Here is a 23663-nt window from a genome sequence, read left to right as displayed (position 1 = left end):
GAATACATGCAGCTCGAGAGAGCTGCATTTTCAGATCCGTTTTCATTTTTAGGGCCTCAATACCAGACTGAGGACTTGGCACTCCGGGTCTTTATGCCGGGTGCAGACAAGGTTGAAGTACTCACCGAACGTGGTGATCGTTACTCGCTTCAGCGCGAAGCTGACAGTGGCTTTGTGTTACGGGGTCACTTTGATTTTTCAAAAGCCTTGTACCAGCTAGTTATTCATTGGTCAGATGGTCCTCAGACTCTGTATGATCCTTACCAGTTTCACAATCTTATCTCTTCATCTTCTGCACTTTCTGACCCATCACAAATGCATGGTGAAATGGGGGCGCAGCTGATCACCCTGAACCGTGGCAATAAGCCTGTATCAGGAGTACGTTTCCTGGTTTTTGCTCCTAATGCGTCTGCCGCCAGTGTTGTTGGTGACTTTAATGGTTGGGATGGGCGTCGTCACCCAATGCAGCGACTGGATGACGGGCTGTGGGGACTATTTGTACCGGGATTGGATGCCGGGACACGGTATAAGTTTGAATTGAAAGACAGCCAGGGGAACGGTCTGCCTCATAAAGCCGACCCTTGGGGTTATCAGGCAGAGCAATATCCATCATTTGCTTCGGTTGTTTATCAGCAGTCGAACTACCAGTGGCAGGACAAAACCTGGCAGAGACGCCCGGTCACAGCAAAACATCAGCAAGCGTTGTCTTTCTATGAGCTGCATGCCGGTTCGTGGCGTAAAAACGAGCAAGGTGAATTTCTTAATTACCGTGAATTGGCTGACGCGCTGATCCCTTACCTGACTGATATGGGGTATACCCATGTCGAGCTGATGCCGATTGCCGAGCACCCGTTCTATGGTTCATGGGGTTATCAGCCGATTGGCTTGTTTGCGCCCTCCAGCCGTTATGGCACGCCGGATGATTTCAAATACTTTGTTGACCGTTGTCACCAGGTCAACATTGGCGTAGTGCTGGACTGGGTACCGGCACACTTTCCTTCCGATGATCACGGTCTGGCCAATTTTGATGGCACAGCTCTGTATAACGATCCGGATCCGCGTCGTGGCTGGCACCAGGACTGGCAGAGTTACATTTATGATTACGGTCGTGAGCATGTCCGTCGCTTTCTGGTAGCCAACGCTCTGTTCTGGTTTGAGCACTACCATGTTGACGGCCTGCGCGTAGATGCCGTGGCCTCTATGTTGTATCTGGATTACTCCCGGGAGCACGATCAGTGGATTCCTAACCACGAAGGCGGCAACGTCAACTTTGATGCCGTCAGCCTGCTGCGTTGGGTCAATGAAGAAGTGTACCGTTTGTATCCGAACGCGATGACTATCGCGGAAGAGTCAACGGCGTTTCCTGGTGTAACCAAACCTACCAGTATGGGGGGGCTTGGATTCGGTTTCAAATGGAACATGGGCTGGATGCACGACAGTCTGACTTACATGAAAGAAGATCCGGTGCATCGCAAGTATCACCATAACACCATCACTTTCCCGATGGTGTACGCCTTCAGTGAAAACTATGTGTTATCTCTGTCCCATGATGAGGTGGTCTACGGCAAGGGGTCGTTGCTGAATAAAATGCCGGGTGATGAATGGCAGCAAACGGCAAACCTGCGGGCCTATCTGGGCTTTATGTATGGTCAGCCAGGTAAGAAACTGAACTTCATGGGTGCAGAACTGGCACAAAGTGCGGAGTGGGCACACGAAGGGCAGTTAGAGTGGCACTGGCTGCAGTACCCGCGCCATAGTGGGGTACAGCAACTGGTTAAAGATCTGAATCATTTATACACCTCAGAACCCGCGCTTTATGAACTGGATTGCGATCCAGCAGGGTTTGAATGGCGTGTACATGATGATGCGGAAAACAGTATTCTTGCTCATGAACGATTGGCACAGAACGGCGAAAAAGTGCTGGTCGTGACCAACTTTACACCGGTTCCACGACAAGGTTATCGTTTGGGTGTACCGCTGACTGGTCATTATGATTTGCTGTTGAATACCGATGATCAGAAATACTGGGGCGGACAAGCACCAGTGAAAGCGGTACTGGAAGTGACAGAGGAACCAAGTCACGGATTAGCACAGTCCATTCAGATTGATTTGCCACCGTTAGCGACAGTGTTTTACCGTTTTAAAAAACACGAAGACTAATCTGTCTCCATCGAATCAGCAGTGATGACTCTACCTGGATGCGTTGTTCAGAAGCATGGGTGAAAAGCTACTCTTGCTGATTTCGTTTTAAGAGCGGCTGCCAGAGTTACTATTCACTGCCATGGTGAACAAACCCAAAACCGTCATTTTGCTCTCGCAATGTGGCGGTTTTTTATTGGTATTGTGTCCCATAGTCGGTTTCGGATTGTGGTTGGTTTCCAATTAGCCGGTCGTATTGGAATACAATCAGTCAGCAGGTGATGAATTTGGTAGGGATGCGTGTAAGAGATCTCTCACAAAGGAGTAAGATTTTAACGAAATGTTATGTAAGTCATTAATACGTGATTTAAATAAAAGCATTAAAATCAAATGCTTGAGGTTTTCTTGTTAACTCGAAATTTTTTATCAAAGAAAAATGTGATCTCTGTTGCTTGCTCAAAAACTCAGATCTTTTAATCTGTACCCCGTCGGAAGGAACTGACGGAACGGAACAGGAAAGCGGCCAGGGATGTTGGCAACCTCAGGAAGAGGTCGGTGTATTAGGATGATATATCGGACAAGGACTGTGAAGGGATAATCGAACGGAGTCGATAACGTAAGTAGGATGCTTACGGGTCAGGAAGACAAAATGGACCACTTCAGGATGAAGTAAGGGACACCTCCAGGATGGAGAAGAGAGTCGAAACAGGATGCTTCGACGGGTCAAGGCGAGACCAACAGGACATATCCAGGACGGATAGATAAGGGACTGCGCTGAAGGAAACAGCTTAATCAAGGAATGATGCAGGGAGCACCATCGTAGCGGGATTGCTGCAAAAAAGACCAAGGGCGCGACTTATGTCGCGCCCGCTCTTTTTGGGCCTTTCATTCAAAGTAAAGGGCCAATCTTATCAGAAGCACTCTTTTTTAGATTAAGCTGCGTGATAAGACGAAAGAGATGAATCAACGAGTTAGAAATACTTGTCGACCTCAAATTGTGGCCATTTTCAGCACTATGCCCCAGTCAGCGCCATGTTCCTGAATTATGTTCACAAACAAAGAGCCGTACAGATAGGCTCAAAAATAGTGTCACAAAGAAAGGCGTTGCCTTCTGATACCCAATCTCGAATGAAAAAAGCCAGCAGAAGCTGGCTTTTTGGGTTTTGGCGATTCTCAGGCGTTTCACTTCACGTTGAACCGCACTGCTTTTATTCGTGCGTTGCTCTGCCGTTGTTGGTATGTGGTTACTGCGCCACAACGGTAGACTTTGTTCTGAGGCTGGCAATCAGCATATATACTGAGGTGCTCAGCAGAACTGCAAAGAAAAATCCCATCAGTCCGTATTGGCTTTCCATAAAGCGGTTTGCGGCCAGAGGTCCCAGTGCTGAGCCAATGCTGTAACAAAATAGCATAACCTGAGTTGCTGATACGATGGATGCTGACGCTAAGCCATCACAAGCCAGAGTAATTGCAATCGGGTATAGGGCAAAGGCTGACATTCCCAGCAGTGCCAGGCTGACAATCTGAATACTGTAACTTTGATCAATCAGGTAGATTCCCATCGCAAACACACCCAGCAGGCTCATCAGTGCCAGCAGAACGGATTTTGATATGCGGCAAGATACCTTACCGATGATTGGTTGGATAACCATGCCGCCCAAAACAGTAACAGCCATCAATACTCCGATACGATCGTCATTGGTTGTATTGCCTTGCAAAGCAAGAGGCAGTAGACCGTAAATAGAGCCCATGACAACGCCGGATACCATACAACCAACCATCGCCGGTTTACTCAACCCCAAAATCTGACGTAGAGACAGACTCACGTGGTGCTCAACTTTAGGTTGGGCGCCTTTTCCTGCCATTGCCGGCAGGGTAGCCATCGCTAAAAGACAGATGATGACTATAAAGGGTAGTGCACCAGTGGTGCCAATCAGGCCAATACCGAATTGTCCCAGAGTCGTACCGCCGTACAGCGAAGTCATGTAAAGGCCAAGATTCTTCGCCCGCTCTTCTTTGCTGTCACCAATCAAAAGCCAGGACTCAATAACCACAAATACCCCGGCGACCGCGACACCGGCAACAAAGCGGCTTAATAACCAAGACGTTAGGGTATGGTTGACCATCATTAGAGCGACAGAGACTGTCAGTACAGTAATAAAGCTAACAAATGATAGTCGGTGACCAATTTTATTGATCACGGGTTCAATCAGCATGGCCCCGAAAAGCAGTCCCAGGTAATACACACTTGCCAGCCAACTCGCCGCGTTTGTTGGCAATTGGTGACTTTCCAGCGTTAAAGGCAGCAGGCTCATCAAATAACCTGAGGCAATGGCAAAAATGGTAAGGCCAGAAACAGGAACCCAGACACTGTTACGTGGTGCCTGAGTAGCGTGTGTGTTCACTACGGGTAACTCCAGATTGATAGAAAAACTCACAGCCACAACAGGACGTTATGGCACCATTTGACTCGAATAAAGCCAGAATACGTGTGATGAAAATTGTGATTGAGGACTCAATCTGGGTGGAATATGAACCTAAATTACTGTCAGGTAAAATGAGTAAAACTAATGTCAATGCTGAATTTGATTTATCTCATAACTATTAGAAAAAACTTAACTTGCTCTCTAATGATTTGAGTAGAATGTAATTGGCACTTTCAGTCTTAAATATCCAGTAAAAACGGTGGTTTTTACTTTTGTTTTCTCTTTGTTAATCGCAAAAATGCACGTTCTTATGTTAGAGCTGTAATGTATTTTTGGAGGCTTAAACTCTTTGGTTAGTCGCGAAAACCTTGAAAAAAAGTATTACTGAAATTCATGATGGCGTGTGAGTTTGTCAGGATCCCCTGTTTGTATTTCTCAGTCACTGCAATGCAGGCTCTGGCGGAGAGTTTTTGTTTTTAAACGAAGCTCAGTTTGCTGTCAGCTAAATGTTTCAAGGTTCAAGGTTCAAGTTTCAAGTTTCGGATTGAGCTGTGAAGTTAGTCAGTGCTCAGGTTTTCTTTATGACTTTTCAGGACTGCTTATAAAATATGTTGTCTGTCGGTGGGCAGGAGGGAGCTGGGCGCATGTTATCGAACTATGGGAAGCCAGAAAAGAATGTTGAGTCATGGTGCAGATTATCACCATAACAGGGCAGGTCTGAGTGAATTTAAGTGGTAATCCTTTGATTTTATTTTAGTTAAAGGTTGGCACGTATGATGCAGTATACACATTGCAACTTGCTGGGCCTCACGCTGTGCTCTGTGAGTTGCGGCTATGGGTACATAATCACGTTGTCATTTGACGTTGTGGCACTGTTTACCGAGTCGTTGGCGCAATTTTGTATCTTCACTTTTCTCAGTAGCGGGAGATGAGTGGTCTGATATTGACTTGTACTTTCGTGTAGGACGGTAAACAGTGCCAATTTTTTCGTTGTTTTTTCTTACATTCGTGTCGCCTGAATGCTTTTTCCTTTCCTACTTTAATCGGATATTCAATAGTATAGTGTCGAGCATGTTGCGTGTCCGAAAGGTTTTCATCATTTGATTACCTCTCGTTATTCAAAACTAAAAGCAAGTTTAGTCACTGTTTCAACATACTGCCTATATCTAACCCCTGCCAATATCAGAAAAGGTATAAAAAGTGCGTAAATTAGCCTGATACTGAATCAGGCTAGGCCAGAGAATCGCTAGATTCGGGTAAATCTCGACAGATAGCGACCGTCCCTTGAAAAGAAAATGATCTCTTTGGTGGTGTCGTTTTCGTTGCGATAAATACGGATTTGATTATCGATACCTAATGCAAACAAGCTGTTTTTGCTTTGAATCTGTAACGGAATATCAAATTGGTTTACTTTGGCTTTCAGAATTCCGCCTTCAAACACAACCTGTAGAGGCACACCGCTGTTGTCGAGATAGTTACCTATGATATCCACATCTTTTCGCCAGGTGGCAAACTTGCTTTCAGGTAGCTTCAGTGTATGAAGTGGGTCTCTGCCATCGACTAAACGGAGCAAGTCCACAGTCAGTAAGTCTATGTTCGTATTGTGCAAGTTACTTAACGCAACAATGGTGGTTTTTGTTTCCGGATGCTGGAGAAAAAGTGCTTTAAATCCATCAATTTGGCCCTGATGGAGATAATATTGCAGTCCCTCAATTTCTTCGTTAAACAAACCATACTCGTTGGTTAGCATCATAGTGTAGGAGGCAGGAGAAAGCAGTTCACCGTTTTGCAGCGCTTGGCTGAATGTCATTAAATCGCGGGCAGACGTAATGAGCTCGCCCGCGGCCCAGGCACAACCACTAGGCGTAATGTAAGCATCAACCAGTCCGGATAGTTCATAGGATTTTGCCAACTGAAAGGACAAAGTCAGCTTTAAGCTGGAGTCTTTCATGCCTAATGGGCGTAGCACTTCCGATGTCACAAACTCTTCAAAGGTTGATTGGGTGACTTTTTCGATGATGCCGCCCAACAGATAGTAATTGGCATTACTGTAGTTAAAAATCAGATGAGGGGGATAGTCTGCGGAGGTGTTGATTGTGTTTTTGATCAATTGGTCTGATTTACAGCTGCTGTCATATTCACGCCATGAGTTATCCCGAAACAGCCCGGATGTGTGGTTCAGTAACATTGCGATCGTAATATTGTCTGCTTTCTTCAGCTTCGGGTAGTACTTAGAAACAGGTTCATCGAGATTCAGTTTCCCCTGCTCGTGCAATCGCAGAATGGCCGCAGCGGTCAGAGGCTGGGTTAATGAGCCGACTTTAAACAGGCTGTCAGGGGTAACAGGGCGCTTCATTTTCACATCAGCCATCCCGAAACTACTTTCATAGATAAGCTTATTTTCTTTGGCAATCAGAATATTGCCGCTGAAACGTCCGTATTGATTCTGATGCGAGAGATACTGATCTACCTGAACATTCAATGCATCATGTTGTGTTTCAGCTGCCGCCTGTGAAGTCAGTGCTGCAGTAAGTAGCAGTGGAAAAAAGCTAAAAAATCGGGTGCGCATCATTTTGAAAAGAAAAGCCTTTAAAAAGAACTCGGGATTTCTTTGAAAGTAACATCGGCAGATTTGGTGGGCTAATAATCTGTCACGCAGAGAATAACTAAAGGCGCAAAAATGGAGGTATGCATCGTTTTTAATATTGTGATGCAGGTGTTTTCATTGAAAAATGATGATTAGGTGCAGATTTGACTGGCAAGTGATTGTTTTATGAATTAAGCAGTCACTATAGAGTGACTGCTTAATAGTTACCCGTTTATTCTTCCCACTGAATCAAACGATCTTTTGGCCAGCCAGCCCCAATATTGTGGTATTTTTTCTCTAATAAATGACGCTTAATTTTCAGTGTTGGTGTCAAGAAGCCATTTTCCACACTCCATGGCTCTTTAATCATCAGAACGCCTTTGATTTTAGCATGTGATTCCAGCTCTTTGTTGATCGTTTCAATAACCCGCTGCGCAGTTTTTTCATAACGTTGGCGGTCGAAGTTCGGAAAATCATGTGGAACGGCAAGGAGAATAGGAGCGGGCATCCCCGAGCCGACCAGACACATCATTTCAATACTAGCGATCTCAAAAATCCGTTTTTCAATAGGAACCGGTGATACAAATTTCCCTTTGGCGGTTTTGAAGGTGTCATTTTTACGTCCTTGTATCGTCAGGTAACCTTCTTCATCGATGGCACCGATATCGCCGGTATGCAGCCAGCCCTCATGGTCAAACATGGCCTGACTAGCTTCTTCATTTTTGTAATAACCGGTGAACAACCCATTACCGCGAACCATGATTTCTTCATCGGCTGAGATTTTCAGCTCGATACCCGGCCCTGCATTCCCAACAGTACCAATTTTATCGCTGCGGAACGGGTAGTTCAGGGTGCTGTATGCAAAGGACTCTGTCATGCCCCAGGCTTCGGTGATATTGAGACCAATGGTTTCATACCAGCGAAGTAATGCTGGTGAAACCGGTGCCGAACCACAACCCAGAACGCGCGCTTTATCCAGCCCGAGCCCCTGTGCCAGTTTGCGTTTAATCACGCCAGAGATAAACGGGATCTTCAGCAAAATATTGAGTTTTGATTGCGGCAGCTTTTCCAGAATACGTTGCTGGAACAGTGTCCACAGACGAGGTACCGAAATGAACAGAGTCGGGCGATACATTTTGACATCATCAATGAAAGTATCCAGCGACTCCGGAAAGGCAACCTGGATCCCGGCCATGACGGACGAGCCAAAAATGTAAACGCGTTCGGTAATGTGCGCCAGAGGCAGGTAAGAGAACAGACGTTCACCGTCCTGCATACCGATATGATCAATCAGTCGTTGCGCTGACCAGGCAAAACCGCCGTAACTCAACATGGCGCCTTTAGGCAGGCCTGATGTGCCGGAGGTGTAAACAATGGACATGATGTCGTCCTGCTGGTGCTCTGGCCGTTCTTCACTTGGCGCATGCTCATTAATAAAGTCATTGAAATCAAAATGACATTTCGGCGCGCTAGGATAATTAAACGCAATTGACAGCAGGTCAGGATATTTCGCCATGACAGATTCGATGGCTTGAGAATTATCCAGTTTCCCGATCAGGATAGCTTTTGATTCACTGTGGGTCAGGCAGTGTTCAATTGTATCAGCCCCGGCCGTTGGGAAAACCGGCACACTGATATAGCTTCCCAGCATTAATGCCAAATCGGTAATAAACCATTCTGCACAGTTTTTTGACATCAGCGCGATGCGGTCACCGGGCATGAAACCTTGAGCTCGGAGGGCGCTTACCAGGCGTAGTGCCTTATCGGCCACCTCTGCATAAGTGAAATCGACAAATTGCCGGTTCATAATCTGGCGAAGATAGACATCATTGGGTCGCTCTTCTGCCCATTTTAAGATCATGTCAGTTGGCAGCGGTTGTGTCATGAGTGAGTCCCTTAAGCGTTCCGATTGCAGAGGTAGATTCATACTTCGATCCTTTGAAATGTTATTATTTTGTAAAATTAAAGCAATTTTATACTATTGGTCAAGGTGTTAAAACGCTGTCAGCGCGCGTTTCCTGAAATTCATGCCGCCTGACGGGTAAAAGAAAAGCAGAGTGTTTCACTGATTAAAATAGAACAAAATTCAAACAGGTGTACAATTTTTATTGCAGCTATCGCCTATTCATAAAATTTTGTTTCTATTATACTTGCCAGACTTTAGTGAGCTGCTGATGGGTTAACTTAAAACCGTGAGTAGTTGACGGGCTTGTTGATAAAGATGAAGACAGAGTCAACGGATTATGCCAAAGCGTAGTAAAGAAGATACTGAAATCACTATTCAGACAATTATGGATGCAGTGGTCGAACAGATTTTGACCCTGGGTTATGACAAAATGTCATACACCACCCTGAGCAAGCAGACAGGCATTTCCCGTACCGGAATCAGTCACCATTTTCCCAAAAAGCAAGATTTTGCCAATGCGTTGGATCAGCGCATATTCAGCATGTTTGTTGAGAAACTTGAACTTGAAAAAGGGGTTGAAGGCTTTGCAGACAGTTGGCTGACGGCTCTGAGTGACGAGAAGTTCTGCGCCACCCTGCGCTTACTGTTTCACCATATTGCATCGGCCCAGTCAGATAGCGGGTTTTCGCAACGCGGCATAGAAAGACTCTATGTGCTGTGCCAGGAACGCTTTGGTGCTGAGGGTGAAAAAGAGCTGGAGTGGTTGTTGGGCAAGTCACTGACAACACTGGCGCGTTAAGTTAAGCGTTATACTTATTAGACGCTATGATTTTAAGAGAAAGTTCATGTTGAAATATATTGTATTGGCGCTGGTCGGTTTGGGTATCTATATCGGGGTGACCTACAAAGACGAAATCGAAGATTTGACCGACAGCCGTTCTATGGAAGATGTGCGTGATGCCATGGAAGATATGTCAGATAAAGCGTCAGACACCGCAGACGAGCTCAGCAAGAAATTTGAAGAACTGAGCAAGTAGCGACCTGTTTACGAACTGCGTGTTTGCATATACCGAGAGACCGGCTTAAGCCGGTCTTTCTTTTTTGTATTTGTCTGATTGCTGTTTTGAGCACCGAAATTTTCTGTGCATGCAGTATTTTGCAATGCTTTGCGGCTAACCGTTATAAACGGCATTGAGGGTGAGGCGTGTTGTAAGTCGGTAGTTTGCCGATCTCTTTTTTCAAATCATCAATACGGGTTGAATGCGACGGGTGGGTCGATAGCAGTTCCGGTGGCTGATTACCCCCTGAGGCTTTAGCCATGTTCTGCCATAAACGGATACTCTCGTTCGGATCAAACCCAGCTTCTGCCATCAGTCGCAGGCCGATAATGTCCGATTCCGATTCCTGCGATCGTCCATACGGCATTAACACCCCGTATTGCATGCCCAGCCCTAAGCCAGCCATGGCCATATCATGATACTGTGTGCCACTCATCGCCATGCTTGAAATCTGCATGCCCATATTGGCCAATTGTGAGCGGGACAGGCGTTCGTTACTGTGTTGGGCCATCACGTGGCCAATTTCGTGGCCAATGACGGTAGCCAACTGGTCTTGGTTAACGGCAACTTTCAGCAGACCAGTGTAAACTCCAATTTTGCCTCCTGGCAGCGCAAAGGCGTTGATTTGGTCACTGTCAAAAACGACCACTTCCCATTGACTGTATGCCTGGGTACCCGGCAATTTTGCGGTCAGAGCATTCGTGACACACTGTACGTACTGATTGGTTTTCCGGTCGGTGTAAATTTTTTCCTCTTGTTTCAGTGCGTCAAATGACTGAGCGCCTAGCTGCGACATATCCTGCTCTGAGAATAACAGTACCTGCTGGCGTCCGGTTGGGGAACTGGTACAAGCTGAAAGCAGCGCGGCCACTGCTAAAACACAGGCCGGCAGTAAGCGTTTCATGAGAGACTCCTTTCTGTACTTCATTGCGTTACGACATAAAACAAATATAGCGAGACAATAGCGAAATTATACATATCGCGTATTATGGTGCCTAACTTTCATTATTCGGATAACGTGATGAGTATATGGAAAAAACCGTTCACGCTGGAAAGCCTGAACAAAACCTCGGTAAATACCCTGGTTGAACATTTGGGAATTGAATATACCAGTTTCGACGACAACAGTATTACTGCGGTAATGCCGGTGGAATCCAGAACGCATCAACCTCTTGGTATGTTGCATGGTGGTGCATCGGTAGTGTTGGCCGAAACACTCGGCTCGATTGCTGCCAACATGTGTGTGGATGAAAGCAAGTATTGCGTAGGTCTGGATATCAATGCGAATCATATCCGTGCGATGCGTTCAGGGATGGTTATCGGTAAAACAAGTCCGATTCATTTAGGCGCAACCACGCAAGTGTGGCAAATTGAGATCACTGATGAGCGGGGACGACTGGTATGTACTAGCCGGTTAACCATTGCCGTTATGAAGCATAAGAAGCCAGCATGAATATTGTGTTTTCACAAGGCAGAGTGATTGCTAACCAGCACGAACTGGTTATTCGGCTTGATGGCGACGCCCGCATTACGCTTCAGGCGATGGCTGAAGATGTCTCCTTACGTGGTAAAGGAGTCAATGTTGTCACTGCGATGGGAACTGGGGTGAACTGGTCCGTACGCCTGGATAATGAAGAGCAACTAATCCTGTTGGCTGATGCCCTCGGCATTGCAATTAGCTGATTTTATCCGCTGCCTTACTTATGCCCTGTTCTGCCAGGGCGTATTTTCAGTTCTTACTATCAACTTGTTTCTATTCAATGCGTTAATTATTCAGGTTGCGCATTTAAGTTAAGCCACTTCTACGCTTTTCGGCATACTAAGGTCAAATTTTGATGCCAGGAACTCTACTTATCTCTATTTTATTTATGTAATGAGAAATGGTTTTTCTCTGCTAATAGGGAAACCTCACTTTTTCGGTATTTAATATGAGAGGGATGCCACATTTTTTGCGTCGCGAATTCCATTCGAGGTTAATGAAACGTTAATGTATAAGCGATTAAATATTCAGTTGTTTTATTAAAGACGTACAGCAAAACGTTTGATTTTTGTATGTGCGCGTTTCTCGACGTGTAAGGGATTGCCGGATGAGTAAGTACGGGCTAGAGCAAATAGCGTTATCCGCCTATAAAATGATGTTTCGGCAGGCCCCGGATTTTTGTAAACAAGAACAGACCTTTTACGGCTGGCTGGTGTTTCTGGCTTCTCCGAAAGGAAAAGTGGTCGTGAAATTCTCTCGTGAGGTTGGACGCCTGGCAAAAGAGATTGAGGGCTTGGAGCGACTGAGAAAAGCCTTGCCTTGTAAGGTCCCTCAGGTGTTTTTCTTTGGCCGGGAGGAAGGCCATGAGTACCTGATGCTTGAGTGGGTAGAGGGTATCCCGGGCCATCAATTACCTGACACGCCCGCAGCAACAAAAGCATTTTCTCACAGTTTCATCGAGGTGATGCTGAACCTTCACGAATACACATCTGCATCGGGCTTCGAAGTGGCTCAGCAACACTACGAATCTGACTTTGCTCCAGCTTATGACCACTGGATGGAGCCGGTGTATCGTTATGTAATGAGTGAAGTCTCTCCATTTTCCCTTTCTTTAAAGTCAGCACTTCATGATATCTGGCAACATCGCCATATTACTTTAAGCGGTATCTCTTCAACGCCTTCGTTGACCCATGACGACTGTCATATCGGGAACGTGATGTTCGATGCCACAACATTTCAGGTCAGTGCGATCCTTGATCCTTGTGATGTAGGGTATAAACATCGCGAGTTGGATATTTTCCATCTGGATGATGTGCGCCCTGAACTGGAGTTGAGTACTTTATATCGTCAGGCGGTTGAATTACCGGATGGGTTTGAACTGCGACGGGCATTTTTCAGCTTGTGGGATGATGCCAAGCATAGCCGTAACATGGGCTGGTATGACGAAGCCTGGTTGCAGAAGAAAGTGGATGTGTTCCGCGCGATTGAGTTGTAAGTACTGTCTATCAACGACAAAGTAAAAAGCTTGCGCGCCAGACTGGGCTTGCCACATATTTGACGACAATCTAACAGAGTACACTTTTATTAGGCGGATGATTTATTATCATAGAAGCCAATGTATTGGTAAGTATTAGTAATAAGGGATAAGTGGACACTGCCGGATGAAAAAAATGAATAAAGTGACTGCCTTTTTTGCACTGGCATTGCTGGCTGGTTGTGCGCAGCAGACAACGACTTCCCGAGAAGCGACAGCTAATCCTGAGGTGACCAAGCCTGAGACAGCAACACCTGATCAAACGGCGAAGGAAACGGACATTAAAGAGCCAGCACCCGCGGTGGTCATTGCACCTGTGCCGCAGCCAAAACCTGTGGTTAAGCCGGAAGCCAAACCAAAGCCTAAACCGCAGCCAATTCCGGTTCAAAAACCTGCGGTTACAAAGACGGACGATGGCAAGTTAATTCTGGGTAGTGAAGAATGGGTTTGGTTAACTCAACCCAAACAGCATATCCGGGCTAAGGTGGACTCTCAGGCGCAACTATCAACACTAGGCGTGAGCAATATTCAGGCCTTTGAGCGTGATGGCAATGACTGGGTGAAATTCAGCTCTGGCGGTAAGAGTGTCGAGTTACCCGTAGAGCGTTGGTTGAAATCAAAAGAGAACGACAGTAAACAGGCTGTGGTTAAACTGCGGGCTAAGCTGGGTGATTTGAATGAGCTGACTGAATTTGCTCTTACTGCTGGTCAGGGAATTGTGCTCGGGGTGAACTTCATCCGCGATGTGGCTGTTGTTGATGGAAAACGGAAATTTGTTCAGCCGAAAGTAAAGTAGGCTAGTAATCTTGTGACCCCTGCTTGCAGTACAGCAAATCCAGAAGGCAGCACAGTAGGCTTTGCAGGTAGTGAGATTTAAGCTAAAGCGTCCAATATTGGCGTCGAGTGTGGAAACAGGTTTTCGGAGCAATTTACGGAAACTGTTTAAGAGAGTTGCTTATGCGCTTTGTTATAAGAGCTGTCTGCGAGAACCCTAATTGAAGCAAAAAAACGTTTAGAACGAACAAAAAACGGCTGCGAGACAGCCGTTTTTTTGTTGCATTATCAATATCAGGCGGTTTCAACACTGACTTCGTAACTGGTGAATTTACGAATGTTAATTACCCCGGTATCAAAGATCAGATACTGGCCTTTGATACCCAGAAGTGTACCTTCCACAACCGGGTTTTTATCAAAGTTGTGTGAGGCAATTTTGCTTGGATATTGAGAAACTGGGTAATGAATATCAACGATCTCCTCATCCAGCTTTTCAATGGCATCAGCACCAAACCGTAAGGCTAAATCGCAGAGTCGGGCTTCAATCTGTGGCAGCAGTTTTTCGGCTTCGGCTTTCAGATCCATTGGATCTTGACTGCCTTTCAACATGGCGCGCCAGTTGGTTTTATCAGCAACGAGTTCGGCCAGTGCCACTTCGGCAAAACCGGAAATTTGGCGTGTTTTGACCTTCAGAACGGCCAGGGCCTGGGTGGCACCCTGATCAATCCAGCGGGTTGGCAGTTGGGTATGGCGAGTGATACCGACTTTCAGCCCTGATGTATTCGACAGATAGACAAAGTGAGGCACCATACAATGGTCATCGCCCCACTCAGGCTCACGGCATGTGCCTTCAGCATAGTGACAGGTCTCAGGCTTCATGACGCACATGTCACAGCGGGCCAGTTTCTTCATGCAAGGGAAACAGTGTCCCTGTGAATAACTCTTTTTGGTTTTACGGCCACAGGCATCACAAAAAATATTACCGGTAAACGTCATTTTCAGGTGCTGACCAATCAGTGGGTTCAGCGCCAGCAACTCGTCGCCGACCGGCAGGTGGTACTCCACCACCTCACCTAAGGTCGATTTCATTTTATTCAGTGTGCCTAACATTGCATCCTCTTGATATTGCTCAAATCATTATAGTTGTAATAGTGCGGCGTTTTCTTCAACCCGTTGCCAGTCTTCGATATGAAGAGGGCAATGAAGAGTGGGCCGAATACCGCCTGATAAGTATAAGGATAGGGTAACGAAATTTTGATGCCGATGATATGGCAGGTTGCTGGCTCTTTGTGCTGTCGGCGCTGTAATTACAGCGAAATGACGTTTAATCGGTCTGTAAATGCATTTTATGAAAAATACGGTGGACAACCGGCGCGAGCAAGGTAGCAACGGCCAGCAAAAAAACGGTTTCAATGAATAAGCTGTAGAGTGCCGTAAACACATGGGAGTGGGCAGTTTGCGGTGGATGGGGCAGTTCAATGCTACCCAGCAATGAAATCGCATTCATGAAGGACTGGAAAAGGGGTAAATCATCCAGCACCATAAAGCCAATCACACCTGGCAGAATGCCAAAAAGCAGCAGTGCACAGGCCAGACAGTAAAATTTGAACAGCCTGAACAAGAAACGGTTAAAGGGAAGGATGTCATTTTTAACATGCTCAAACATAGCTAACCTGCTGACAATTTATCTCTTTGTGATTTTCTCAAAATAGAATTAGGAATAAACCGCAGAAAACTATTTTTTCACCAAGGTGAAATGAAAGTGTAGTGCACTGTCTTTGCTGATGAATCTAATATTTCCTGCTGATATAGCCTGACGTATTAATTACAGAGATTATTATGCCCTAATCATATAGGAAGACTGTGATATATAAGGCAATTGTGTTCGGATATTGTAAATAATTGTAAGTTAATCAAGGCATGTGTTTACAGCTATTTGCATCTTGGTATCATTTTTACTGCTATGCCCAATTATCCTGAATAAAATCATATTGTCTTAATTACATGGTTTTATCTTCAGGCCACAATACCAAAATAGGGAAGTGAACCAATGAAAAAAATAATGATCGCTGGGTGCATGTTTCTTGCTGCCGGGGCTGTCGCCAGCCCGTTTGAAAAACCTGCTGAAGCTATCAAATACCGTCAGTCTGCGTTTACTCTGATTGCTGCCAATTTTGGCGACATGGCTGCAATGGTTAAAGGAAGCAAAGAATGGGATCAGAAGCTGTTCAGCCAGCGTGCCCAGTTTGTTTCTCAGTTGACTTATATGCCTGAAGAAGGCTTTAAATACGAAGGTTCAGACAAAGGCGAAACGAAAGCACGCCCTGAAATCTGGTCTGACTGGAATGGTTTCAGTGCCAAACTAACTACCTTCCAACAGGATATGGCCAATCTGGCAAACGTTGCCCGTGATGGCGATGAAAAAGCAACCAAGCGTGCGTTTGCTCAGGCTGCGAAAAACTGTAAATCGTGCCACAGTGATTACAAATATCGCTAATTGTTGTCATGACACTGAAACAGAAAAGCCAGGTAAGAAACCTGGCTTTTTTAGAATGTAATAATTTAAACCGTTTTATAAGCGCAAAATCCCCGCGATGACGTCAACACAGAGGTCAGTTATCACCACAAGTAGGCGACAACTTCTTCAGCCCAGGTAAAATAAATCAGGCTGCCGATTGCGGCGGTAATTCCCCAGGCAACCAGACCATTATGCATTTGGGGTGGGTTGGCTTTCAGCGCTTTTTTACCCGTAATCATTGGAGTGATCAGGTTGTCTTTACGCAGCAGATAAACGGTAATCGCAATGACATGCAACGCGATGGCACCAAGAATAAGATTGAAATTAATGGCGTGAATAGATGTCATCAGACTGCTCAGTTCCCCACTGACATATTGCGCCAGCGGGCCTTCAGAAATAATATCATCGTTGGCAAATAAGCCCGTTGTCAGCTGAGTGGCGAGCAGCAACATGAAAGCAACGACCATGTATGCCCCGGCAGGATTATGACCAACATTGGATGATTCGCCACCGCGACGTATTGCTGTCAGATATTGGAGTGCTGTTGACGGAGAACGGACGAAGTGGCGAAACTGAGCGGTTTCACTGCCGATCACGCCCCAGATAAGACGCGTTAAAAGCAACGCCAACAGGAAATAGGCAATAGCAAAATGCCAGTCCATTAACCCTTCAGTGCCTGTATACCAAAGCCCTGCAACAGACATCACCTGAAGCCAGTGATAGCCGCGAATAAAACTGTCCCAAACCGGATAGTGGGTGGTGGATGCCATGCGAGGAGTCTCCGTGATGTCTGAACGTGTGCATTCAATATGCACCTATTTTACCTTCTGAAAACAGTGTGGCTACACAGGACGCTAAATATTTTCAATTATTTACATTTATCACCAAGCGAAATGCGTTCTTCGTCTATGTCTACGCTGCTGGCTGTGAGAAAGAGTAAATGGAAGAGTCTGATGGATATTGAAGCGGCCCGCGTTGCGGCGGGCCGGCTGTCATGAAGGAAAACCGCTACTTATGAAATAGCTGCTTATGAAATGGCTACTTAAGAAATAGCTATCTAAAAATTAGCGGCTTAACAAATGACTATTTAGACAACTAGCGGAATAAAAATAGCCAGGTAGACACAAAGACGAACAGTTTAATCAGGCTTATCTGTTTTCTAACCTGTTGTAATCCAGCAAACCAGCTTCAATAGGGTAGTTCTCACGATACAGTGTATTAATCGTATCGCTGAACGACCAGAAGTTCGGGTCAGTACGGCGAACACCAAACCGGGTCATAAAAGCCTGATAGCTTTTCTCATCGGTGGTCTGAGAAAGTTGCTTAACCAGTTCAGGCAAAGCAGCTTCTTTGACTTGCCAGAAAGCGCCAGGGTAACTGCCCAGCAGCCCTTTCACTAAAGTCATGTCATCCTGTTCGTACAGACGGTTCGATTCTTCATCAAACAGGCTGGAAACGTTTTTGTGTGCGCTGTTTCGGATCAGGGTAAACAGTTGTGGCCTGCTTTTGGCGGCGGCCGGTTCGACCATGATAAATGTCAGCTCAGGAAAAAGGGTGGCCTGCGTGCCTTTAAGTGCATCGATCTGCTCGAGCAGCGCAAGACTTTCAGGTTGCAGTGTTGCCTGACGATAATCGTAACGCGGCGAACTGACTGGCTTCAGTTTATTTTCCAGCATATTCAGCAACTCCGATTTTGGGTCATCGGTTTTGAAGGTAATGCCGGTAGGTTGCGAAAACTGATTGATATCACCCTGAATAAATTTGCTCAGATTTTGATCGGCATCCTGATACCAGTTAGCCAATTCCTGATGACGTATATCAGCCGGAAGCAGAGACAGGAAGTTGGATTCACCTTCCATCCGCAAGAAGTCCATGTACATCCGGGTGACAAGCTGGTGGCCGAAGTTGCCGTAAACATCAAAACCGGCGACCAGCAAATAATGAATCCGCTCAAACAGGGAATAGTCGAGTACCCATGCGGTTTTAGGATGCGTACCTACCAGTCCTTTGGTGACAGTCGCACTGTCAAAGTGGCGTAATACTGTGAGTGTGGCGTTATCATTGTGGCCGTCACCATCCCAAATTACCGCCGTTGTCAGGTGCTCACCGCCTTTAAAGGTATCAGCAAGAAATGCATTTTTTGCGCGCAGGAACCGTCCCTGCTGTTTGGCATAGCCAATCCAGTTGCTGATTGGCAGAGTGTTACTTTCATGTTCTGCTGGCATACGCAGATTGGCAGTCTGCTCATCATAAAAGGCACTGACTTTTGGGCTGTCTGACATTTCCGGATTCACGAAGAACACCCAGAATCTGTCGTTGATCACATTAAGGGCAAGCTGGCCCCGGCATACCGGGCCTTTGATGAACCCCATGATCGTATTCTGCGCATTATCCAGCATGAAGCGATAACGGGCATTTACCGGTAATTGACGGAAGGCACTCAGCGGGTTAGCCGCCAGTTCCGGTTCGTACCCCGGCAGGGTATCAATCTCGTACTCAGGTTCAAAAAATAACGCACGAATACGTGCCATTTTGTCGGCGTTCAGTGCATAAGGCATATGCGTTTTGTCGACAATGGTTTCCCGAACCTGCTGGAAGCGGTAATACACGCGATCAACATCAGGATCATCAAACGGGCGGCGCGTTGCAATCAGATCGATAGGCTTACCGGGTGCGGTACGTGAGCGAACCAGATTAAAAAACACTGGTTGTTTGACTTCGCTAAAATACAGGTGCGAGACAAACAGGTGCTCGTAAATGTAACGGCTGACCAGTTGCTGCTTCAGGCTGTCACCGTTAAGGAAGCTTTCCCATTTTTCTAGCAGAGCAAGGTTTGCCGCGTCGGGTGGCGAAACACTGCTCATCGGCGCGCCTAAAGACAACCAGTTCATCAGTACTTCGTGTTCAGCATCACTGATTTGAGGTAAACCATATGGCATTCCCCATTGTGGATAGTTGAGCTCAAAGCCTGACATTTCTTCAATGGTTGGGCACTGTTGATTGCGATCGAGCGAAAAATCCCACTCATCGGGTGTCAGTATTGCTTGCTGAGGGAGTGGGTGCGCTTGCTTGAGTTTCAGCATACGCGCCATTACGCCCGCCTGAGTGTTCGCATCCGGCGTCTGAGCGCGTTCATTTAAAATGGCATTAAAGCCAAGGTCGCGCCATTCAGCCGTATTCTGGGCATCGATGAACATGCGAGTGGTGTTGGCCGCAAGCAGTCGCGTCCCTTCGTACACTTTTTCTTTGTTGGCACCACGATCAATCCCCTCCGCAGAAGAAAACTTCAGCTGGCAGGGCGCGTCATAGCAGGCATGGCAGACAACGCAGCGGTTTTCAATGATCGGCTTTACTTCCGTCAGATACATATTGGCCTGAAGGGATGCGGGGGGAGCGATACGTTGCTGGGGAGCGGCTTTGCCATAAATCTGGTCGAAGTTGATACCGGCATAAATGGCACAACCAGAGAAGAGGAGTGTTACGGCAACGAGCGCTATTCGTTTTATTGATTTTGTTATTGTTAGCATGAATGAATAAACCGGCAAAAAGTGAATGCAAAACTGCTTCCGATAGACAAAGGGCATAACCTTTATCAATTTAAGACTAATCCCAAATGAAGCAAACTTGGCGCAGCGTTTGCCCAAAATCGAGAGAAAGCATGAATTGTACCTGAGCTGTCGGCGAAATGCCCAGGCTTCCGGTATTGAACTGGCTGACTATCAGGGCAGGCTGGGAGGGAATGCGTTATTCTTTTCTCGCTATCTGCCATCGGTAACGAGCAGATGACTGATACTACTATGAAGAAATAGCAGAACGAATAACCTGCGATGCTATCCGTTGTTATTGCTGTAAATGATTGCCGCTATTTTCTTGTGCCTCTGTGCGTTGTTTCAAAGGCGCGGTAGGTCTGAAAAGCGTGTTTTTCTCGCTGTTATGCACCCAGTAAATGCCCAGATACTCGTTAAAGACCAAATCCAGATAGGGCTGCTGGTAAAGCAGGAATTGATTCATAGGTGCATGCGATTCGTAGTGCTGACGCAGGGCATTTTCGGCCTGAATGGCCATTGAGGCATTTTCCTGAATGATCGTATTTGACTGATATGCCCAGTGGTACATTTCTGGTGTCACTTGAGCTGTTGCTAGTGTGGCCGATTGATTAGGCGTCATTTGCAGAACAGTGGCACTGATTGACAAAACATGGTGGTAATCCGATACGGCTTCGGAGATAAAGCTCATATTCGAATAACTCCACGAGGCATCAGCGGTCTGGGAAGCATACTGATAAACCACTTTGGAATCGATGCCGGAATCGTCGACATACTGAATATAGATTTGCGAGGTGGGCTCGCGTGCCATGTCCGTCTGAATGATCGGCGTTGCGCGTTTCTGTGGCAGTTGGGACAGGGCTGACTGATGAAATACATCCCAGTTGTTTTGCGCAATCACAAATGAAAAATCGGTGTCCGAAAGACAGCTACGATCATCACTCAGCTGACACCATGAGACAGAATAGGCCTGTTCATCTTTAAAGGCGAAAACGCGCACCTTCAAAGTAGATCCAGATACCTGCTGATAGTCGTGATAAAGCTGATTTAATTTGGCGATAAGATCTTCGATTTCCGGCTGCGTGCCAGCAATCACGGTGATCTGGCTGGCATCCAGCAAATATTGATGGGTGACGAACGGAAATTGAGGCTCAGATTCTGCGTTTCGAGATACCGCAAACGAGAGCAACGTACCCACAACACCAGTTGCGATTAGTGACCCTGTCACCCATGCTTTGACACCTATTTTTTCATGCTGAGGGGGCGATTTCAGATCCTGCGGCGATTGCGTTACTATCGGTTCAATGCGGATTTCCGGAATCTGATAACCAACCCGTGGGACAGTTTTGATAACTTCGCCCTTCACTGATTCTTCCAGCTTGACCCTGAGGCTTCTGATGACCTGAAACAAAGAGGCTTCGGAAACGACCCGGTCTGGCCAGCCTGCTTTCAGGAGATCCGTTTTACTGACCGGATGTGCCTTGTGCGCCAGTAGGTAGCTCAGAATGTTGTGTTCAGAATAGTTGAGCGGATAAGAGCGATGCTGTGAGCGAACCAGGCTCTGATGAGGAATAAACTCGCACTCATTCTTAAACACATATCGGCAAAGCGACGTTTGAGCTGTTAGTGACGCCGTCACAGAGCCGGATTCAGACACGTCGGAAGAATCCTGTGGTAAATGCAAGTGTGTGTTCATGGTGTAATGAGATGCTGTCGACTGTCAGGCCAATATACCTGTTCGGAGCGGGTAGAGAGTCATTAAATTATCAATAAAAAATTTTTTTGATAAGAATCTATCAGGCCATTACCTTGGATTAGCAGGCTTTTACTATTCACTGATGACTAACAACTGATGTGGAACCGTGAACGGGGAGGCTGACCTCCCCGTAAGCGCATGATTATTTTTTGAAGATTTCCAAAAACTCACGCTTCATTGGTGGGTGACGGCGCGCTTTCTTCAGCTGCTTACACATGTCTTTAACGCAGTTGTGCAGCACTTTATCCAGCATTACTGCTTTGTATTCAGCGAATTCTTCATCAGTCATGTCTGATGGTTTTTCTGTTTCCTGCATTTCACCCAGGAAATCAATGCCAGAGTAGCTTTGGCTCAGAGCAACCAGAGCGTGGAACTGTTCGAAGTTATCCAGAACGTTTTGTGCGCTGCCTGGTAGCTGATCCCACGCTTCACGTGTTGTTGATTCAGAAGCTTTATACACACTTACCAGCATGCCCAGCAGTTCTTCCGGTACTTGCTCAAACTCAACAACCTGACGAAGCTCAGGGGAGCAATCATCCAGTGTCAGCGTTTCTTCTAGTTGTTCTTCAGTGTTTACGATATCAGACATCGCTAGTTCCTACAGCATGTAAAGATTGAGGGTCGGAATCCTATAGTCCTGTGACAAAATGTCAACAGCGAACCGCAGGATGAAGCAGGATTAGCATAGCGTAATTTGCGATAGATTCTCGCAAAGACTTCTCGCGTACACATCAAACTTGTTATCAGAATCACGTTCAATGCATTTGCTGTGGTTAGTATTGAGGCAATGCTGGGGAAATAAGCAACCTGTGCTATAACTTATCTAAAGGAAAAGACTCTAAATCAAAGGGATGCCGACATGGAAGCAATGCGGATACTACTGGTAGACGATGTGCATCTGGAAAGGATGCAGTTGGCGATGCGCCTGCAGCGTCTGGGGCATATTGTCGAAGCCGTTGCTTCCGGGCAGGAGGCTATTGACAAATATCCCTTATTTGACCCTGACTTAATCCTGCTTGATGTCAGTATGCCTGACATGAGCGGCACTGAAGTGGCGGAGAAAATCCGCATTAAACACCCGGACTGGATCCCCATTATCTTCCTCAGTGGTCATGATGAACCTGAAATGATCGCGACGGCTATTGATATGGGCGGCGATGACTATCTGGTGAAGCCGGTCAACAAAATTGTGCTCGCGGCCAAGCTCAAAGCCATGCAGCGTATAGCGCATATGCGTCACCAGCTTAAAGAAACCTCAGAAAAACTTGAGCAGGCCAATGAGCTGTTGTCACAGCAGGTCAATGAAGACGGCCTGACTCAGTTGGCAAACCGTCGCTATCTGGATCAGAAGCTGACAGAGTTGCTGGCATGGCATGGCCGCAATAATTTCCCGATGACCATGATTATGATCGACGTGGATCACTTTAAGCTCTTTAACGATCATTACGGCCACCTGGAAGGCGATCGTTGCCTGCAGGCCGTTGCGGATGAACTGCGGAAAAACTTCAGTCGAGCCGGAGAACTGGCCGCGCGTTACGGCGGTGAAGAGTTTGTGGTGCTGCTGAGTAATTGCGATAAAACCCGAGCTGTTCGCGAATGTGAACGCCTCAAAGACGGCATTCAACGGCTGGAAATTCCACATTCTAAGTCCCTGACGTCAGATATTGTCACTGTTAGTCAGGGGATGGTGTCATGGGTGCCTACAGGGCTGGAGACGGCTGAGAACATGTACGAGATCGTGGATAAAGTTTTGTATAAAGCCAAGGAGCAGGGGCGTAACCGCTTTGTGGCGGCAGAGTTCACCTGATGTCTGGTACACAAATATCGAGTACTTGGTCTCTGAAGTGTCTGGTCTGCTCGACAGCAACATTCCGTCTATAAATGAACCGATAAACAATCAACGTATTGAAGTGGCTGCAATAAAATAAATTGTGCGGCCG

19 protein-coding genes are annotated in these 23663 nt (G+C 46.4%); 9 read left to right on the top strand and 10 right to left on the bottom strand.

Annotated features, from left to right (window positions below; genetic code table 11):
* Positions 1 to 6: 6 nt before the first annotated feature.
* Positions 7 to 2160: a 1,4-alpha-glucan branching protein GlgB gene (glgB, locus tag PGW97_RS21405; protein WP_273859761.1), complete on the top strand. Its 2154-nt coding sequence runs from the start codon at positions 7 to 9 to the stop codon at positions 2158 to 2160.
* Positions 2161 to 3383: 1223 nt separating this feature from the next.
* Here glgB and PGW97_RS21400 read toward each other — a convergent pair.
* The 3 genes from PGW97_RS21400 to PGW97_RS21390 all read right to left on the bottom strand — a co-directional run bounded on the left by PGW97_RS21400 (position 3384) and on the right by PGW97_RS21390 (position 9037).
* Positions 3384 to 4544, bottom strand: a complete 1161-nt coding sequence (locus PGW97_RS21400) for an MFS transporter (protein WP_273859760.1) — start codon at positions 4542 to 4544, stop codon at positions 3384 to 3386.
* A gap of 1267 nt (positions 4545 to 5811) precedes the next feature.
* Positions 5812 to 7137, bottom strand: a complete 1326-nt coding sequence (locus PGW97_RS21395) for a serine hydrolase domain-containing protein (RefSeq protein ID WP_273859759.1) — start codon at positions 7135 to 7137, stop codon at positions 5812 to 5814.
* 247 nt (positions 7138 to 7384) lie between these two features.
* Positions 7385 to 9037, bottom strand: a complete 1653-nt coding sequence (locus PGW97_RS21390) for an AMP-binding protein (RefSeq protein ID WP_273859758.1) — start codon at positions 9035 to 9037, stop codon at positions 7385 to 7387.
* A 358-nt stretch (positions 9038 to 9395) separates the two neighbouring features.
* Here PGW97_RS21390 and PGW97_RS21385 point away from each other — a divergent pair, with 358 nt between their 5' ends.
* A complete protein-coding gene (locus PGW97_RS21385) occupies positions 9396 to 9857 on the top strand; it encodes a TetR family transcriptional regulator (protein WP_047885972.1) in 462 nt (153 codons plus the stop codon).
* A gap of 46 nt (positions 9858 to 9903) precedes the next feature.
* Positions 9904 to 10095 (top strand): hypothetical protein, encoded by a 192-nt coding sequence (locus PGW97_RS21380; RefSeq protein ID WP_047885971.1) that lies wholly within the window; start codon positions 9904 to 9906, stop codon positions 10093 to 10095.
* Between the two features lie 142 nt (positions 10096 to 10237).
* Here PGW97_RS21380 and PGW97_RS21375 read toward each other — a convergent pair whose 3' ends face one another.
* Positions 10238 to 11020 carry a M48 family metallopeptidase gene (locus PGW97_RS21375; RefSeq protein ID WP_273859757.1) on the bottom strand — a complete coding sequence of 261 codons (783 nt, stop codon included), beginning with the start codon at positions 11018 to 11020 and terminating at the stop codon, positions 10238 to 10240.
* Positions 11021 to 11137: 117 nt separating this feature from the next.
* Between PGW97_RS21375 and PGW97_RS21370 the strand changes: the two genes are divergently transcribed.
* The 4 genes from PGW97_RS21370 (at position 11138) to PGW97_RS21355 (ending at position 13926) form a co-directional block, all read left to right on the top strand.
* Positions 11138 to 11569 carry a hotdog fold thioesterase gene (locus tag PGW97_RS21370; protein WP_047885969.1) on the top strand — a complete coding sequence of 144 codons (432 nt, stop codon included), beginning with the start codon at positions 11138 to 11140 and terminating at the stop codon, positions 11567 to 11569.
* On the top strand, positions 11566 to 11799 hold the full coding sequence (locus PGW97_RS21365) for a DUF3389 domain-containing protein (RefSeq protein WP_217391630.1): 234 nt from the start codon (positions 11566 to 11568) through the stop codon (positions 11797 to 11799). The genes PGW97_RS21370 and PGW97_RS21365 overlap by 4 nt, the downstream gene beginning before the upstream one ends.
* Positions 11800 to 12203: 404 nt before the next feature.
* Positions 12204 to 13091 carry a phosphotransferase gene (locus PGW97_RS21360; RefSeq protein WP_217391629.1) on the top strand — a complete coding sequence of 296 codons (888 nt, stop codon included), beginning with the start codon at positions 12204 to 12206 and terminating at the stop codon, positions 13089 to 13091.
* A gap of 175 nt (positions 13092 to 13266) precedes the next feature.
* Positions 13267 to 13926: a putative ATP-dependent zinc protease gene (locus tag PGW97_RS21355; RefSeq protein WP_273859756.1), complete on the top strand. Its 660-nt coding sequence runs from the start codon at positions 13267 to 13269 to the stop codon at positions 13924 to 13926.
* Positions 13927 to 14198: 272 nt separating this feature from the next.
* On the opposite strand, the gene PGW97_RS21350 is transcribed toward PGW97_RS21355, so the two are convergent.
* Positions 14199 to 15014, bottom strand: a complete 816-nt coding sequence (locus tag PGW97_RS21350; RefSeq protein ID WP_273859755.1) for a DUF2797 domain-containing protein — start codon at positions 15012 to 15014, stop codon at positions 14199 to 14201.
* Positions 15015 to 15228: 214 nt separating this feature from the next.
* Positions 15229 to 15570 (bottom strand): hypothetical protein, encoded by a 342-nt coding sequence (locus PGW97_RS21345; protein WP_273859754.1) that lies wholly within the window; start codon positions 15568 to 15570, stop codon positions 15229 to 15231.
* A gap of 384 nt (positions 15571 to 15954) precedes the next feature.
* Here PGW97_RS21345 and PGW97_RS21340 point away from each other — a divergent pair, with 384 nt between their 5' ends.
* Positions 15955 to 16401 carry a c-type cytochrome gene (locus PGW97_RS21340; RefSeq protein WP_047885964.1) on the top strand — a complete coding sequence of 149 codons (447 nt, stop codon included), beginning with the start codon at positions 15955 to 15957 and terminating at the stop codon, positions 16399 to 16401.
* 122 nt (positions 16402 to 16523) lie between these two features.
* Here the strand turns inward: PGW97_RS21340 and PGW97_RS21335 are convergent, their stop codons facing one another.
* From PGW97_RS21335 to PGW97_RS21320, 4 genes are all read right to left on the bottom strand, one after another.
* Positions 16524 to 17192: a cytochrome b/b6 domain-containing protein gene (locus PGW97_RS21335; protein ID WP_273859753.1), complete on the bottom strand. Its 669-nt coding sequence runs from the start codon at positions 17190 to 17192 to the stop codon at positions 16524 to 16526.
* 378 nt (positions 17193 to 17570) lie between these two features.
* A complete protein-coding gene (locus tag PGW97_RS21330) occupies positions 17571 to 19949 on the bottom strand; it encodes a fatty acid cis/trans isomerase (protein ID WP_273859752.1) in 2379 nt (792 codons plus the stop codon).
* Positions 19950 to 20262: 313 nt separating this feature from the next.
* Entirely contained in the window at positions 20263 to 21624 is a 1362-nt protein-coding gene (locus PGW97_RS21325) for a winged helix-turn-helix domain-containing protein (protein WP_273859751.1), read from the bottom strand.
* Positions 21625 to 21865: 241 nt separating this feature from the next.
* Positions 21866 to 22312, bottom strand: a complete 447-nt coding sequence (locus PGW97_RS21320) for a DUF3069 domain-containing protein (protein ID WP_047885962.1) — start codon at positions 22310 to 22312, stop codon at positions 21866 to 21868.
* Positions 22313 to 22582: 270 nt separating this feature from the next.
* On the opposite strand from PGW97_RS21320, the gene PGW97_RS21315 reads away from it, so the two are divergent.
* Positions 22583 to 23530: a GGDEF domain-containing response regulator gene (locus PGW97_RS21315; protein WP_047885961.1), complete on the top strand. Its 948-nt coding sequence runs from the start codon at positions 22583 to 22585 to the stop codon at positions 23528 to 23530.
* Positions 23531 to 23663: the final 133 nt, after the last annotated feature.

Source organism: Photobacterium sp. GSS17 (genome assembly GCF_028621875.1).
In the GTDB taxonomy this organism is placed as follows: Bacteria; Pseudomonadota; Gammaproteobacteria; order Enterobacterales; family Vibrionaceae; genus Photobacterium; species Photobacterium ganghwense.
The sequence above is the reverse complement of the archived record's forward strand: the minus strand, read 5'-3'. Positions and strand labels throughout refer to the sequence as shown.